Origin of the sequence: Streptomyces sp. NPDC102270, assembly GCF_044766405.1 — a bacterium.
GTDB lineage: Bacteria > Actinomycetota > Actinomycetes > Streptomycetales > Streptomycetaceae > Streptomyces.
Genome location: NZ_JBIWLX010000008.1, coordinates 412,500 through 427,193, shown reverse-complemented (window position 1 = coordinate 427,193; position 14,694 = coordinate 412,500). Strand labels below are relative to the sequence as shown.

The following is a 14,694-nucleotide window of genomic DNA, read 5'->3' as shown; positions in this document are numbered from 1 at the left end:
CCTTCAATAGGTAACGGAACGGAAAAAACATCCAGATCTGCCTCAGCCGCGACCGGCTCCGGATCGCTCCGGTGCCGGCCGCGGCTGAGTGACGTCATACGGCTCCGCGCTGGTTCAGCGCGAAGTCGCCGCGCGCAGTCGTACGTCCGCGCGACGCTCGGCGGCGGCGTCGCCCTCCGCCTTCGCGCGCTCCAGCTCCCGCTCCGCGCGCTGGACGTCGATCTCGTCCGACAGCTCGGCGATCTCGGCCAGCAGCGACAGCTTGTTGTCGGCGAACGAGATGAAACCGCCGTGCACCGCGGCGACGACCGTCCCGCCATCGCTCGTACGGATGGTCACCGGGCCCGACTCCAGCACACCGAGCAGCGGCTGGTGACCGGGCATGACGCCGATGTCGCCGGACGTGGTGCGCGCGACGACCAGGGTGGCCTCGCCGGACCAGACCTCTCGGTCGGCCGCGACCAGCGCGACGTGCAGCTCAGCAGCCAAGGTGGCTCCTCGGGTCACCACCCGACTCTCATCGCCGGGTGTTATTGGCAAGTCTAGTAGGGCGCCGAGCACCAAGGTGTCGGGGCCCGCCCCGGAACGCGGCCGGGGGTCTGGGGGTTGCCCCCCAGATGATGCAGCAGTGGGCGTGCGTGAGGGGGCGGGACGTGCCCCGCCCCCTCAGGCGTGAACCACAGGGTTCACTTCGAACTCAGGCAGTTCAGGAGACGCCGAGCTCCTTGGCGTTGGCCTTGAGGTCCTCCAGGCCACCGCACATGAAGAACGCCTGCTCCGGGAAGTGGTCGAACTCGCCGTCGCAGATCGCGTTGAACGCGGTGATCGACTCGTCCAGCGGCACGTCCGAACCGTCCACGCCGGTGAACTGCTTGGCGACGTGGGTGTTCTGGGACAGGAAGCGCTCGACGCGTCGGGCACGCTGGACGACCAGCTTGTCCTCCTCGCTGAGCTCGTCGATGCCGAGGATCGCGATGATGTCCTGGAGGTCCTTGTACTTCTGGAGGATCCCCTTGACGCGCATGGCGGTCTCGTAGTGGTCCGGCGCGATGTAGCGCGGGTCCAGGATCCGGGACGTGGAGTCCAGCGGGTCCACGGCCGGGTAGATGCCCTTCTCGGAGATCGGACGGGACAGAACCGTCGTCGCGTCGAGGTGGGCGAAGGTGGTGGCCGGGGCCGGGTCGGTCAGGTCGTCCGCGGGGACGTAGATCGCCTGCATCGAGGTGATCGAGTGTCCACGGGTCGAGGTGATGCGCTCCTGGAGGAGACCCATCTCGTCGGCCAGGTTCGGCTGGTAGCCCACCGCGGAGGGCATCCGGCCGAGCAGCGTGGAGACCTCGGAACCGGCCTGCGTGAAGCGGAAGATGTTGTCGATGAAGAACAGCACGTCCTGCTTCTGCACATCGCGGAAGTACTCCGCCATGGTCAGACCGGCGAGGGCCACGCGCAGACGGGTGCCCGGGGGCTCGTCCATCTGGCCGAAGACCAGCGCGGTCTTGTCGATGACGCCCGAGTCGGACATCTCCTCGATGAGGTCGTTGCCCTCACGCGTGCGCTCGCCGACACCGGCGAACACGGAGACACCGTCGTGGTTGTTGGCGACGCGGTAGATCATCTCCTGGATGAGCACCGTCTTGCCGACGCCGGCACCGCCGAACAGACCGATCTTTCCACCCTTGACGTACGGGGTGAGAAGGTCGATGACCTTGACGCCGGTCTCGAACATCTCGGTCTTCGACTCGAGCTCGTCGAAGCGCGGGGCCTTGCGGTGGATGGACCAGCGCTCGCCGTCGTAGGTCTCGTCGCTGTTCAGCACCTCGCCGAGGGTGTTGAACACCTTGCCCTTGGTGAAGTCACCGACCGGGACGGTGATGCCCGTGCCGGTGTCGGTGACGGCGGCCTGGCGGACCAGACCGTCGGTGGGCTGCATCGAGATGGTGCGGACCAGGCCGTCACCCAGGTGCTGGGCGACCTCCAGGGTCAGCGTCTTCTTCTCGCCGGCGAGGGCCGGGTCGGCCACCTCGACGTGAAGGGCGTTGTAGATCTCCGGCATGGCGTCGACGGGGAATTCCACGTCGACGACCGGGCCGATGACCCGGGCGACGCGGCCCGTGGCAACGGCCGTCTCAACTGTCGTCGTCATTACCTGTCACTCCCCGCGGACGCGTCGGCCAGGGCTGCGGAGCCACCGACGATCTCGCTGATTTCCTGGGTGATTTCGGCCTGGCGGGCCGCGTTGGCAAGTCGGGAGAGCGTGGTGATGAGCTCTCCGGCGTTGTCGGTGGCCGACTTCATCGCGCGCCGCGTGGCGGCGTGCTTGGAGGCGGCCGACTGGAGCAGCGCGTTGTAGATACGGCTCTCGACGTAGCGCGGCAGCAGGGCGTCGAGGACGTCCTCCGCCGAGGGCTCGAAGTCGTAGAGCGGGAGGATCTCGCCCTGCGGCTTCGCTTCCTTCGCCACCTCTTCGAGGCTGAGCGGCAGCAGGCGGTCGTCGAGCGCCGTCTGCGTCATCATCGAGACGAACTCGGTGAAGACGATGTGGAGCTCGTCCACGCCGCCCTCGGCCGTGTCCTTCTCGATGGCCTCGATCAGCGGACCCGCGACCTTCTTGGCGTCCGCGTACGTGGGCTCGTCGGTGAACCCGGTCCACGACTCCGAGATCTTGCGCTCACGGAAGTTGTAGTGGGCGACACCACGGCGGCCGACGACATAGATCTCGACCTCCTGCCCCTCGCGCTCCAGCCGCTCGGTGAGCCGCTCCGCCTGCTTGATGGCGTTGGAGTTGAAGGCGCCGGCGAGACCGCGGTCGCTCGTCAGGAGCAGCACCGCGGACCGCGTGACCGTCTCGGCCGTCGTGGTCAGCGGGTGCCTGGTGTTCGAGCCGGTACCGACCGCCGTGACCGCGCGGGTGAGCTCGGTCGCGTAGGGCGCGGAGGCGGCCACCTTGCGCTGCGCCTTGATGACGCGCGAGGCGGCGATCATCTCCATCGCCTTGGTGATCTTCTTGGTCGCGGTGACGGATCGGATGCGACGCTTGTAGACCCGGAGCTGGGCTCCCATGAGTCAGGTCCCTTCCTTACGTCACTTGGCCGCGGCCGGGGCGTCCTCGCCGAGAAGCCTGCCGTCCGAGGTCTCGAACTGCTTCTTGAAGTCGGCGATCGCGTCGGCAACAGCGGTGAGGGTGTCGTCCGACATCTTGCCGCCCTCCTTGATGGAGGTCATGAGGCCCTGCTCCTTGCGGTGCAGGTACTCCAGGAGCTCCTTCTCGAAGCGGCGGATGTCGTTGACCGGAACGTCGTCCATCTTGCCGGTGGTTCCGGCCCAGACGGAGACGACCTGGTCCTCGGTCGCCATCGGCTGGTACTGGGCCTGCTTCAGCAGCTCGACCATGCGCTGGCCGCGCTCCAGCTGCGCCTTCGACGCGGCGTCCAGGTCGGAACCGAAGGCGGCGAACGCCTCCAGCTCACGGAACTGGGCGAGGTCCACGCGCAGACGTCCGGAGACCTGCTTCATCGCCTTGTGCTGCGCGGAACCACCGACTCGGGAGACGGAGATACCGACGTTCAGCGCGGGGCGCTGACCGGCGTTGAACAGGTCCGACTCCAGGAAGCACTGGCCGTCGGTGATGGAGATGACGTTGGTCGGGATGAACGCCGAGACGTCGTTGGCCTTGGTCTCGACGATCGGCAGACCGGTCATCGAGCCGGCGCCCATGTCGTCGGAGAGCTTGGCGCAGCGCTCCAGCAGACGGGAGTGCAGGTAGAAGACGTCACCCGGGTAGGCCTCACGGCCCGGCGGGCGGCGCAGCAGCAGGGACACGGCGCGGTAGGCGTCGGCCTGCTTCGAGAGGTCGTCGAAGATGATGAGGACGTGCTTGCCCTCGTACATCCACTGCTGGCCGATGGCCGAACCGGTGTACGGCGCCAGGTACTTGAAGCCGGCCGGGTCGGACGCCGGGGCGGCGACGATGGTCGTGTACTCCAGCGCGCCGGCCTCTTCGAGGGCGCCACGCACGGAGGCGATGGTCGAGCCCTTCTGGCCGATGGCGACGTAGACGCAGCGGACCTGCTTCTTCGGGTCGCCGGAGCGCCAGTTGTCACGCTGGTTGATGATCGTGTCGACGGCCAGGGCGGTCTTGCCGGTCTGACGGTCACCGATGATCAGCTGACGCTGGCCACGGCCGATCGGGGTCATCGCGTCGACGGCCTTGTAGCCGGTCTCCATCGGCTCGTGCACCGACTTACGGGCCATGACGCCCGGAGCCTGCAGCTCAAGCGCGCGGCGACCGCTGGTCTCGATCTCGCCGAGGCCGTCGATCGGGGCACCGAGCGGGTCGACGACGCGGCCGAGGTAGCCCTCGCCGACGGCCACGGAGAGGACCTCGCCGGTACGGGTGACCGGCTGCCCCTCCTCGATGCCGCTGAACTCACCGAGGACGACGCAACCGATCTCGCGCTCTTCCAGGTTGAGCGCGAGGCCGAGGGTGCCGTCCTCGAACTTCAGCAGTTCGTTGGCCATGGCCGAGGGCAGGCCCTCGACCTTCGCGATGCCGTCGCCGGCAAGGGTGACCGTACCGACCTCCTCGCGCGAGGCCGCGTCCGGCTTGTACGACTGGACGAAGTTCTCCAGCGCGTCCCGGATCTCCTCCGGCCGGATCGTGAGCTCCGCCATCTGGGTTCCCTGCTCTCCTTGTTGGGCCCGAAGTTTCACTTTGGGGGTCTGGGGGCGACCCCCAGGATTCTTCATGTACGGCCCAACCAGGGCCGTCGTAAGTACGTACTGCTATGAAGTTGCTGTCAGCCCGCCAGGCGGCGGCCGGCGTCCTCGATACGGTCCGCGATGGAGCCGTTGATGACCTCGTCGCCGACCTGCACCCGGATCCCGCCGAGGACCTCGGGGTCCACGTCGAGGTTGAGGTGCATCGGGCGGCCGTAGAGCCTCGCCAGGGCACCGCCCAGGCGCTGCTTCTGCTGGTCGCTCAGCGGAACCGCCGAGGTGACGACGGCCACCATGCGGTCCCGGCGCTCGGCGGCGAGCTTGGACAGGGACTCCAGTCCCGCCTCCAGGCTACGTCCCCGGGGCGCGGCCACAAGGCGCGTCACCAGACGTTCGGTCGTCGCATCGGCGCGGCCGCCGAGCAGGCTGGCGAGCAGCTCACGCTTGGCCGCGGCCGGTGCGGCGCGGTCGGTCAGCGCGGCGCGCAGCTCGGTGTTCGAGGCGACGATCCGGCCGAACCGGAACAGCTCGTCCTCGACGTTGTCGAGCTTGCCCCGCCGCTGCGCGGCGGTGAGGTCGGCGGTGTCGGCCAGCTCCTCCAGTGCGTCCACCAGGTCACGCGAGCGCGACCAGCGGGAGCGCACCATGCCGGCCACCAGGTCGGTGGCGGGGCCGCCGACCTGCGTGCCGATCAGGCGCTGGGCCAGTTCGGCCTTGGCCTCGCCGGGCTGCGCCGGGTCGGTCAGGACCCGACGCAGTGACACCTCGCGGTGGAGCAGCGCGGTGACGGCGGCCAGCTCGTCGGCGAGCGAGCCGGCGTCCACGGACGTGTTGTCCGTCAGCGCGTCGAGACGCTCGCGTGCGGCTGCCAGGGCCTCGCGGCTCGCTCCGTTCATCGCGCGGCCTCGGCCTTCTCCTCGAGGTCGTCGAGGAAGCGGTCGATGACGCGGCTCTGCCGGGCGTGGTCCTCGAGGGACTCGCCGACGAGCTTGCCGGCCAGGTCGGTGGCGAGCTTGCCCACGTCCTGGCGCAGCGCGGACGCGGCGGCCTTGCGGTCGGCCTCGATCTGCGCGTGACCGGCGGCGACGATCTCCTCGCGCTGCCGCTGGCCTTCCGCGCGCATCTCGGCGATGAGCGTGGCGCCCTGCTCCTGAGCCTCCTGGCGCAGGCGCGCGGCCTCGTGGCGGGCCTCGGCAAGCTGTGCCTTGTACTGCTCAAGGACGCTCTGGGCCTCGGTCTGCGCGGCCTCGGCCTTCTCGATACCGCCCTCGATGGCCTCGCGACGCTCTTCCAGAACCTTGTTGATGTTCGGGAGGAGCTTCTTGGCGAGGAAGCCGAAGACGATGACGAAGGCGATCAGGCCGATGACGAGCTCGGGGATCGGCGGGACGAGGGGGTTTTCCTTCGCCTCGGCCGCCAGAATGAGCATCTGGCTCATGTCAGTGCCTTTCGTCTAGTGGGCTGTCGATGAACGGCAGATCACTGGCCGTAGACGAACGGCATGACCAGACCGATGAGGGCGAGCGCCTCACAGAAGGCGAAGCCGAGGATCTGGTTGGCACGGATCAGGCCGGCAGCTTCGGGCTGACGGGCAAGAGCCTGGGTGCCGTTACCGAAGATGATGCCGACGCCGACGCCGGGACCGATGGCGGCGAGGCCGTAGCCGATCGAGCCGAGCGAACCGGAGACGGCAGCGAGGGTCTCAGTGGCAGCCATGCTGATTCTTCCTTATCTGTACGGACCGGCGGGGGTTGGCCACCGGACGCTAAGGGGGGGTCTGGAGGGGGTGCTCAGTGGTGCTCGGCGAGCGCACCCTGAATGAAGGTGCAGGTCAGCAGCACGAAGACGTACGCCTGCAGGGCCTGGATGAACAGCTCGAAGGCCGTCATGACGATCACCATGATGAACGAGACACCGGCGTAGGCGATCCCGATGCCGTTCAGCAGGTACCAGCTGGCGATCGTGAAAAGCAGCAGCAGGGTGTGGCCCGCGAACATGTTCGCGAAGAGTCGCACGGCGTGGGTGAACGGCCGGACGAGCAGATTCGAGAAGAACTCGATCGTCATGGCCAGCGGGAGAACCGGGCCGAGCGACTTGTCGTAGCCGGTGAAGTTCTTGAAGGCGCCGACGAATCCGTGCCGCTTGAACGTCAGCGATACCCAGAGGATGTACACGATCGCCGCGAGGACGATCGGGTACGCGATGATCGACGTCACCGGGAACTGGGCGACCGGGACGATCGACCAGAGGTTCATCATCCAGATGAAGAAGAAGAGCGAGACGACCAGCGGTACGTACTTCTCGCCTTCCTTCTTTCCGATGGTCTCGTAGACGACACCGCGGCGGATGAAGTCGTAGCCGGACTCGGCGACCATCTGCAGCTTGCCGGGGACGACCTTCGGCTTGCGGAAGGCGGCCCAGAAGAAGCCGACAACGATGACCGAGCCGAGCAGCGCCAGCAGCATCGGCTTGTTGAAGTACACGTTGCTGTCGCCGTCCCCCAGAAGGGGCTTGAACAGGAACGAGTGCAGGCCGGGAGCCGGGAAGCCACAGCCGTCGAAGATGTGACAGTCGGTCTCGAAGGCGAGCACCTGCGTCGGGTCAGCACTCACCGCGGGCTCCTTCAGCGTGGCGCATAAGTACGGCAACCTCGTTGTGTCGGCGCGGCGCGTAGCCGCGGTTCGGCACTGGACTGGTGTTACGGATGTGGGGGCGGCCGGGGGGCATCGAGCCTCGCGTTCGAGCAGGCGTCAGCTCGGATGCCCGCGCCCGCGATGCCGCAGTTGGCACCGGACGATAGCAGGGTCTCTCAGTCGCATTTATCCCGGCCCTACCTCTCACGACGAGTGCCCCGTTTTTTCGGACTTGGTGCCCGAATCGGGTTCGACGTAGAGGATCTTGGACTTCATGTGGGCGCGTGTCTGCGCGGCGATCCAGGTGAGGGTGCCGGCGACGAGCGTGAGAGCGAAAGCCTTGGGGTGGAACAGCGTGGTGTTCTTGAACACCGCGACGAAGACGAACAGCAGCAGGATCTGAGCCGTGTAGAGCATCAGGCCCATCGCCTGGAACAGGTGCGGAAGCGATTTGGCAGTGCGCTGCAGGATGTAGAGACCGATTCCCATGAAGAGGATCACGATCAGCGTCGCCACTCCCGCCCCGACCGCACCCTTGCCACCGGCGACCACACCACTGACGACGGCGGCGATCGCGCCGACGGCAGCCGTGGGCACGGCGGCCTGAGCCAGGATCCGGACGTCGTTGGACGGCATGGCGGCAACTCCGCTTTCAAGGGGGGGTGTGTCGTCATGGACGAGCGTAGTCCCGGGCTGAGGGTGACCCTCACGCCAAGGGACCGTCGCACTGCGGTCCTTCGGCTCTCTCCCGGGTTCTCGTGAACCGTATCACAAACTATTTGATGCGGTCTTTACCTAGAAGGTGTGCCCACTGTCACACATGAGAGTGAAGCTGCCCGTCCGTGCGGAAACACGGCCGAGTTGTCTGGTATAAGGGCGATTTGTCACCCCGCCGAACTCCCACGCGTTGGCAATGCTTTAGTCAGATTCTTACCTTGGCCGTCAGCGCGAGGTCTCCGCCGTACGCCTCTCCTGGACGTGCTGACGGGTGCTCAGCGCGGTCGCGCCGTTGACACCCGCCACCCCCACGGCCACCGGAGTGCGCTGCTCCACCTCCGCCTCCACCGGCTCCGCGGCCACGGCACGCCTGCGGCGGCGGTAGCGCGGCGGCACGACGGCCTGGGCCCACACCGGGACACGCGGGGTGAAGCGCGGCAGCAGGAGCAGGGCGAGCCCGATCGCGCTGAGGAACACGACACCGAGCACGATCCACATGGACGCGGAGTTCACCGAGTAGGCGAGCGAGCCGAACGCGATCAGCGCCGACCAGAAGTACATGATCCACACCGCCCGGCTGTGCGAGTGCCCGATCTCCAGGAGCCGGTGGTGCAGGTGCCCGCGGTCGGCGGCGAACGGCGACTGGCCGCGCCAGGTGCGGCGCACGATGGCGGAGATCAGGTCGGCGGCCGGCACCGCGATGATGCTCAGCGGCAGCAGCAGCGGGATGTAGACGGGGACCGTCTGGTGCACGGCCGCCTTCTCCGACCCGGCGAACAGCTTCAGCGCGTCCGGGTCGATCTGCCCGGTGATGGAGATCGCGCCCGCGGCCAGCACCAGGCCGATGAGCATCGAGCCGGAGTCGCCCATGAAGATCCGCGCGGGGTGCATGTTGTGCGGCAGGAAGCCCAGGCACATGCCCATCAGGATCGCCGAGAACAGCGTGGCCGGGGCGGCCGCCTCGATGCCGTACGAGTACCAGATGCGGTAGGCGTACAGGAAGAACGCCGCCGCCGCGATGCAGACCATGCCGGCCGCGAGACCGTCGAGGCCGTCGACGAAGTTCACCGCGTTGATGGTGATGACGACGAGCGCGACCGTCAGCAGGGTGCCCTGCCACTGGGTCAGCGCGACCGAGCCGACGCTGGGGATGGGCAGCCACAGGATCGTCAGACCCTGCATGACCATCACGCCCGCGGCGATCATCTGGCCGCCCAGCTTGATCAGGGCGTCGATCTCGAACTTGTCGTCCAGGACGCCGATCAGCCAGATCAGGGCCGCTCCGGAGAGCAGGGCACGCGGTTCGTTCGACTTCTCGAAGACCTCGCTGAGGTTGGTCAGGTGGTCGGCGACCAGCAGGCCCGCGCACAGTCCGAAGAACATGGCGATACCGCCGAGCCGCGGAGTCGGTTCCCGGTGCACGTCACGGGCCCTGATCTCCGGCATCGCTCCGGCCACGATCGCGAACTTCCGTACCGGCCCTGTCAGCAGATACGTCACCGCGGCCGTGATGCAGAGCGTCAGCAGGTATTCACGCACAGGCTTCCCCACAGGTCTCGCTGGCCATCTCAGCCCCACACCCTAGCGACGCACGCATATGGTTGTGGACATCCGGGTAGAGCCGATGGTTGCACGTGCGGCTGTGCACCCAGGTGCGAATACCCTCGCTCAGGCCGGATACGGCGGAAATCCGCCGACCAGATCCCGTACTTCTTCACGTGCCCCGGCGCTCTCGACCTCGCCGCGCACCACCCTCGCGAGCAGGGCGGCGATCCTCGCCATCTCCTTCTCGGCCATCCCCTGGGTGGTCACCGCGGCGGTGCCCAGGCGCAGTCCGCGGGTGTTCGCGTGAGGCAGCGCACAGCAGTCGAGCACCATCCCCGCGGCCGCGAGCCGTCCCCGCGCCGCGCGCCCGTCGACGCCGAGCGGCGCCGGATCGGCCGTCACGAGGTGGGTGTCGGTTCCGCCGGTGGTGACGACGAGTCCTTCGTCGGCCAGCCCGGCCGCGAGCACCCGCGCGTTGGCGACCACCTGATGGGTGTACGCGGAGAACGCCGGTGTCGCCGCCTCGCCGAACGCGACCGCCTTCGCGGCGATGGTGTGCATCTGCGCGCCGCCCTGCGTGAACGGGAAGACGGCCCGGTCGACCCGCTCGGCCAGTTCGCTTCCGCAGAGGATCATCCCGCCGCGGGGCCCGCGCAGCACCTTGTGCGTGGTGGCGCAGACGATGTCGGCGTACGGCACAGGACTGGGCGCCGCTCCCCCGGCGACGAGCCCGATGGGGTGGGCGGCGTCGGCGATGAGATAGGCGCCCACCTCGTCGGCGACCTCGCGGAAGAAGGCGTAGTCGATGTGCCGGGGGTAGGCGATGGAGCCGCACACGATCGCCTTGGGCCGGTGGGTGCGGGCCAGTGTCCGGACCTGGTCGTGGTCGATGAGCCCGGTCTCGGCGTCGACGCCGTAGGGGACGAAGTCGAACCAGCGGCCGGAGAAGTTGGCGGGCGAGCCGTGGGTGAGGTGGCCGCCGTAGGGCAGGCCGAGGGCGAGGACGGTGTCGCCGGGGCGCAGGAGCGCGGCGTAGGCGGCCAGGACCGCCGAAGAGCCGGAGTGGGCCTGCACGTTGGCGTGCTCGGCGCCGAACAGGGACTTCGCCCGGTCCACGGCGAGCCGCTCGGCGACGTCGACGATCTCGCAGCCGCCGTGGTGCCGGGACCCCGGATAACCCTCGGCGTACTTGTTGGCCAGCGCGGAGCCCAGCGCGGCCAGCACGGCCGGCGAGCAGAAGTTCTCGGCGGCGATGAGCTGAAGCGCCGACGACTGCCGGTAGAGCTCCCCGAGCAGGATCTCGGCCAGCTCGGGGTCCTGCCGTGTGAGGACGTCTGCGGCCTGGGGCGCATGGGTGACCGACATGGTGGACTCCGGGGCGTCGACGATGACGTACGTCCAATGTAGGCCCGGGGCCCGCCGGGTGCCCGGTCGTTGCGTCCTTGCGGGTACACCCGTCAGCGCGGTGACGCAGGACCCAGCGCCTCGTGCAGCCCCAACCCCAACGCGCCCCCGCCCGGCGTCACGTGCGCGCGGGAACCCCCGTCAGCGCCGTCACCACCGGATCCAGCGCCTCGTGCAGCCCCATCCCCGACGCGCCCCTCGCACCGCTCGGCCCTGGCGGGCCTCCCGGGCTTCGGGCCGCTGCGTCGGACTCCGTCCGCCGGCTCGGGTGCCGCCCCGCCCGGCGTCACGTGCGCGCGGGAACCCCCGTCAGCGCCGTCACCACCGGATCCAGCGCCTCGTGTATCTCGTCCCCGATCGAGCGGAAGAAGGGCAGCGGTGCCCCGTACGGGTCGAAGACCTCGTCGGCCTCCGCGGTCGGGGCCAGGAGCCACCCGCGTAGAGCCGCCGCGGCGCGGACCAGGGCGCGTGCGCGGATCACCAGGCCCTCCTCCAGGGGAGGCAGGGTCGCCGTGTCGATCGCCTTCACCAGACGGGTGAACTCCTTCAGGGTGAAGGTGCGCAGGCCCGCCGAGTGGCCCATCGAGATGACCTGCTGGCGGTGGTCGCGGGTGGCGGTCAGGACCAGGTCGGCCATGATCACGTGTTCGTCGAGGAGCTCGCGCCCGGTGAAGCCGGAGGCGTCCGCGCCGAATTCGGCCAGCACCGCCTCCGCGTTGGCCTCCATGGGCGCGCCCTCGTGGCCCCAGGTCCCCGCGCTCTCCACGACCAGGCCGCCCCACAGCGGGTCGCCCAGCCGGTCCGCCAGGGCATGCCGGGTCAGCCGCTCGGTGATCGGCGAGCGGCAGACGTTGCCGGTGCTGACGTGGAGGATGCGGAAGCTGTCACGCGGGAGCCCTGTGAAGGTCCGCGTCTCTTCCCCGTCCCATATGCCACGCCCCGCGTCAGGGGCCGTCAATTCGCCACCTCGAGGTCGGGTACGACCTTCCTGAGCTCGTCCGCGGAGATCGCGCCCGCGCGCAGCAGCAGGGGCACCTCGCGGGTGACGTCGACGATCGAGGACGGGACGTTGCCCGGGGTCGGGCCGCCGTCGAGGTAGACGGAGACCGAGTCGCCGAGCATCTCCTGCGCGGCGTCACAGGTTTCCGGCGACGGGTGACCGGTCAGGTTGGCGGAGGAGACCGCCATGGGGCCGACCTCGGTCAGCAGCTCGATGGCGACCGGGTGCAGCGGCATCCGGACGGCCACCGTGCCCCTCGTGTCACCCAGGTCCCACTGCAGGGACGGCTGGTGCCTGGCGACGAGCGTGAGCGCGCCCGGCCAGAAGGCGTCGACGAGTTCCCAGGCCAGCTCGGAGAAGTCGGTGACGAGACCGTGGAGGGTGTTCGGGGAGCCGATCAGCACGGGGGTGGGCATGTTGCGGCCCCGGCCCTTGGCCTCCAGGAGGTCGGAGACGGCCTCGGAGGAGAACGCGTCGGCGCCGATGCCGTACACCGTGTCGGTCGGGAGGACCACGAGCTCGCCACGGCGGACGGCGGACGCGGCTTCGCGCAGACCGGTCGTGCGGTCGGTCGCGTCGTTGGTGTCGTATCGCCGTGCCATATCTAGCGGGCCTCCTCGTACACGTACTGCTCTGGAGTCTTGGGGGTGTGGCTCACGGCATCGCCCTGCGGGCCGTCGCGAACCGGGGGCGGTTGTTGAGGTCGGGGTGGTCGGCAGCGTCGGCCCAGCCCCGCTCCTCGGTGAAGATCCACGGCACCTGGCCGCCCTGGGTGTCGGCGTGCTCGATGACGACGACACCGCCCGGGCGCAGCAGCCGGTGTGCGGTCCGTTCCAGACCGCGGATGAGGTCGAGGCCGTCCTCCCCCGAGAACAGGGCGAGTTCGGGATCGTAGTCCCGCGCCTCGGGAGCGACGTACTCCCACTCGGTGAGCGGGATGTACGGCGGGTTGGAGATGACCAGGTCGACATGGCCGTCGAGGTCGCGGAAGGCGTCCAGGGCGTTGCCCTGGCGCAGCTCGACCCGGGACCCCTCGACGTTCTTACGGGTCCACCGCAGGGCTTCCTCGGACAGCTCCACGGCGTGCACGCGGGAGCGCGGGACCTCCTGGGCGAGGGCGAGCGCGATGGCGCCGGAGCCGGTGCACAGGTCGACGATGCACGGCTCGACGACGTCCATCGCGCGCACCGCGTCTATGGCCCAGCCGACCACGGACTCCGTCTCGGGGCGCGGCACGAACACGCCGGGCCCCACCTGGAGTTCGAGGTACCGGAAGTAGGCGAGGCCGGTGATGTGCTGGAGCGGCTCGCGCTGCTCACGGCGCGCGATGGTCTCCCAGTAGCGGGCGTCGAAGTCCGCGTCCTTCACGGAGTGCAGCTCGCCCCGCTTCACGCCGTGCACGAACGCGGCGAGCTCCTCCGCGTCGTTGCGCGGCGAGGGCACGCCGGCGTCGGCCAGCCGCTGGGTGGCCTGGGCCACCTCTGCGAGCAGCAGATTCACGCAAGTCCTCCGTGTCGTACTCGTGCGTGGGTACGCCTCTTACGCGGCCGCCAGCTTCGCTGCCGAGTCCGCGTCGACGCAGGCCTGGATCACCGCGTCGAGGTCGCCGTCCAGGACCTGGTCCAGGTTGTACGACTTGAAGCCGACACGGTGGTCCGAGATGCGGTTCTCCGGGTAGTTGTACGTACGGATCTTCTCGGAGCGGTCGACGGTGCGCACCTGGCTGCGCCGGGCGTCGGCGGCATTGCGCTCCGCCTCCTCCTGCGCCGCCGCGAGCAGCCTGGAGCGCAGGATACGCAAGGCCTGCTCCTTGTTCTGCAGCTGGCTCTTCTCGTTCTGGCAGGAGGCGACGACTCCGGTGGGAATGTGCGTGATGCGCACCGCGGAGTCGGTCGTGTTGACGGACTGTCCGCCGGGCCCGGAGGAGCGGTAGACGTCGATGCGCAGGTCGTTGGGGTTGATCTCGACGTCGACCTCCTCCGCCTCGGGGGTGACCAGCACACCGGCCGCGGAGGTGTGGATACGGCCCTGGGACTCGGTGGCCGGGACGCGCTGCACGCGGTGCACGCCGCCCTCGTACTTCATCCGGGCCCACACGCCCTGTCCGGGCTCGGTGGCGCCGTTGCCGCCCTTGGTCTTCACGGCGACCTGGACGTCCTTGTAGCCGCCCAGCTCGGACTCGGTGGCGTCGATGATCTCGGTCTTCCAGCCGACGCGCTCGGCGTACCGGAGATACATGCGCAGCAGGTCGCCGGCGAACAGCGCGGACTCGTCGCCGCCCGCGCCCGCCTTGATCTCGAGGATGACGTCCTTGTCGTCGCTGGGGTCGCGCGGGACGAGGAGAAGCCGCAGCTTCTCCGTCAGCTCCTCGCGCTGCTTCTCCAGCTCCTTGACCTCGGCGGCGAAGTCGGGGTCGGCGGCGGCGTACTCGCGCCCCGTCTCGATGTCGTCGCCGGTCTGCTTCCAGGAGCGGTACGTGGCGACGATCGGGGTGAGCTCGGCGTAGCGCTTGTTCAGCTTGCGCGCGTTGGCCTGGTCGGAGTGGACCGACGGGTCGGCGAGCTTCTTCTCCAGGTCGGCGTGCTCACCGACGAGTTCCTCGACGGCCTCGAACATCTCTGGGCTCCTGTACTGCGGATGAAGGGGGAAGGCGGGCGACCAAAAACGCCGGTCCCGGCG

15 protein-coding genes are annotated in these 14,694 nt (G+C 68.9%); all 15 read right to left on the bottom strand.

The genetic code is table 11. The features are described 5' to 3' along the window. Nucleotides 1-114: 114 nt before the first annotated feature. A complete protein-coding gene (locus tag ACIRP7_RS19355; RefSeq protein WP_037721615.1) occupies nucleotides 115-489 on the bottom strand; it encodes a F0F1 ATP synthase subunit epsilon in 375 nt (124 codons plus the stop codon). Between the two features lie 217 nt (nucleotides 490-706). After that, nucleotides 707-2,143 carry a F0F1 ATP synthase subunit beta gene (gene atpD / locus ACIRP7_RS19350; RefSeq protein ID WP_403660564.1) on the bottom strand — a complete coding sequence of 479 codons (1,437 nt, stop codon included), beginning with the start codon at nucleotides 2,141-2,143 and terminating at the stop codon, nucleotides 707-709. Next, a complete protein-coding gene (locus ACIRP7_RS19345) occupies nucleotides 2,143-3,060 on the bottom strand; it encodes a F0F1 ATP synthase subunit gamma (protein ID WP_403660562.1) in 918 nt (305 codons plus the stop codon). Before ACIRP7_RS19345 ends, atpD begins: the two co-directional genes overlap by 1 nt. Nucleotides 3,061-3,081: 21 nt before the next feature. Continuing rightward, the gene (gene atpA, locus ACIRP7_RS19340; RefSeq protein WP_403660559.1) at nucleotides 3,082-4,671 is read right to left on the bottom strand and encodes a F0F1 ATP synthase subunit alpha; all 1,590 of its coding nucleotides are present in this window, start codon (nucleotides 4,669-4,671) and stop codon (nucleotides 3,082-3,084) included. A 125-nt stretch (nucleotides 4,672-4,796) separates the two neighbouring features. Further along, entirely contained in the window at nucleotides 4,797-5,612 is an 816-nt protein-coding gene (locus ACIRP7_RS19335) for a F0F1 ATP synthase subunit delta (RefSeq protein WP_403660556.1), read from the bottom strand. Continuing rightward, the gene (locus ACIRP7_RS19330) at nucleotides 5,609-6,154 is read right to left on the bottom strand and encodes a F0F1 ATP synthase subunit B (protein ID WP_390005528.1); all 546 of its coding nucleotides are present in this window, start codon (nucleotides 6,152-6,154) and stop codon (nucleotides 5,609-5,611) included. Before ACIRP7_RS19330 ends, ACIRP7_RS19335 begins: the two co-directional genes overlap by 4 nt. 41 nt (nucleotides 6,155-6,195) lie before the next feature. Then, a complete protein-coding gene (locus ACIRP7_RS19325) occupies nucleotides 6,196-6,432 on the bottom strand; it encodes an ATP synthase subunit C (protein ID WP_033285402.1) in 237 nt (78 codons plus the stop codon). 74 nt (nucleotides 6,433-6,506) lie between these two features. Continuing rightward, nucleotides 6,507-7,343: a F0F1 ATP synthase subunit A gene (gene atpB / locus ACIRP7_RS19320; protein WP_403660711.1), complete on the bottom strand. Its 837-nt coding sequence runs from the start codon at nucleotides 7,341-7,343 to the stop codon at nucleotides 6,507-6,509. A 210-nt stretch (nucleotides 7,344-7,553) separates the two neighbouring features. Then, entirely contained in the window at nucleotides 7,554-7,985 is a 432-nt protein-coding gene (locus ACIRP7_RS19315) for a hypothetical protein (protein ID WP_403660552.1), read from the bottom strand. A 306-nt stretch (nucleotides 7,986-8,291) separates the two neighbouring features. Next, the gene (locus ACIRP7_RS19310) at nucleotides 8,292-9,605 is read right to left on the bottom strand and encodes an MraY family glycosyltransferase (protein ID WP_403660549.1); all 1,314 of its coding nucleotides are present in this window, start codon (nucleotides 9,603-9,605) and stop codon (nucleotides 8,292-8,294) included. 129 nt (nucleotides 9,606-9,734) lie between these two features. Next, entirely contained in the window at nucleotides 9,735-10,976 is a 1,242-nt protein-coding gene (glyA, locus tag ACIRP7_RS19305) for a serine hydroxymethyltransferase (RefSeq protein WP_403660546.1), read from the bottom strand. A 325-nt stretch (nucleotides 10,977-11,301) separates the two neighbouring features. Beyond that, nucleotides 11,302-11,973, bottom strand: coding sequence for a protein-tyrosine-phosphatase (locus tag ACIRP7_RS19300; RefSeq protein WP_352391221.1), 672 nt, complete (start codon nucleotides 11,971-11,973; stop codon nucleotides 11,302-11,304). Beyond that, the gene (locus ACIRP7_RS19295) at nucleotides 11,970-12,617 is read right to left on the bottom strand and encodes an L-threonylcarbamoyladenylate synthase (RefSeq protein ID WP_352391220.1); all 648 of its coding nucleotides are present in this window, start codon (nucleotides 12,615-12,617) and stop codon (nucleotides 11,970-11,972) included. Before ACIRP7_RS19295 ends, ACIRP7_RS19300 begins: the two co-directional genes overlap by 4 nt. Before the next feature lie 52 nt (nucleotides 12,618-12,669). Beyond that, complete coding sequence (prmC, locus tag ACIRP7_RS19290) at nucleotides 12,670-13,515, bottom strand: peptide chain release factor N(5)-glutamine methyltransferase (protein ID WP_403660541.1); 846 nt, start codon at nucleotides 13,513-13,515, stop codon at nucleotides 12,670-12,672. A gap of 39 nt (nucleotides 13,516-13,554) precedes the next feature. Continuing rightward, on the bottom strand, nucleotides 13,555-14,631 hold the full coding sequence (prfA, locus tag ACIRP7_RS19285) for a peptide chain release factor 1 (protein WP_403660538.1): 1,077 nt from the start codon (nucleotides 14,629-14,631) through the stop codon (nucleotides 13,555-13,557). Nucleotides 14,632-14,694 lie beyond the last annotated feature (63 nt).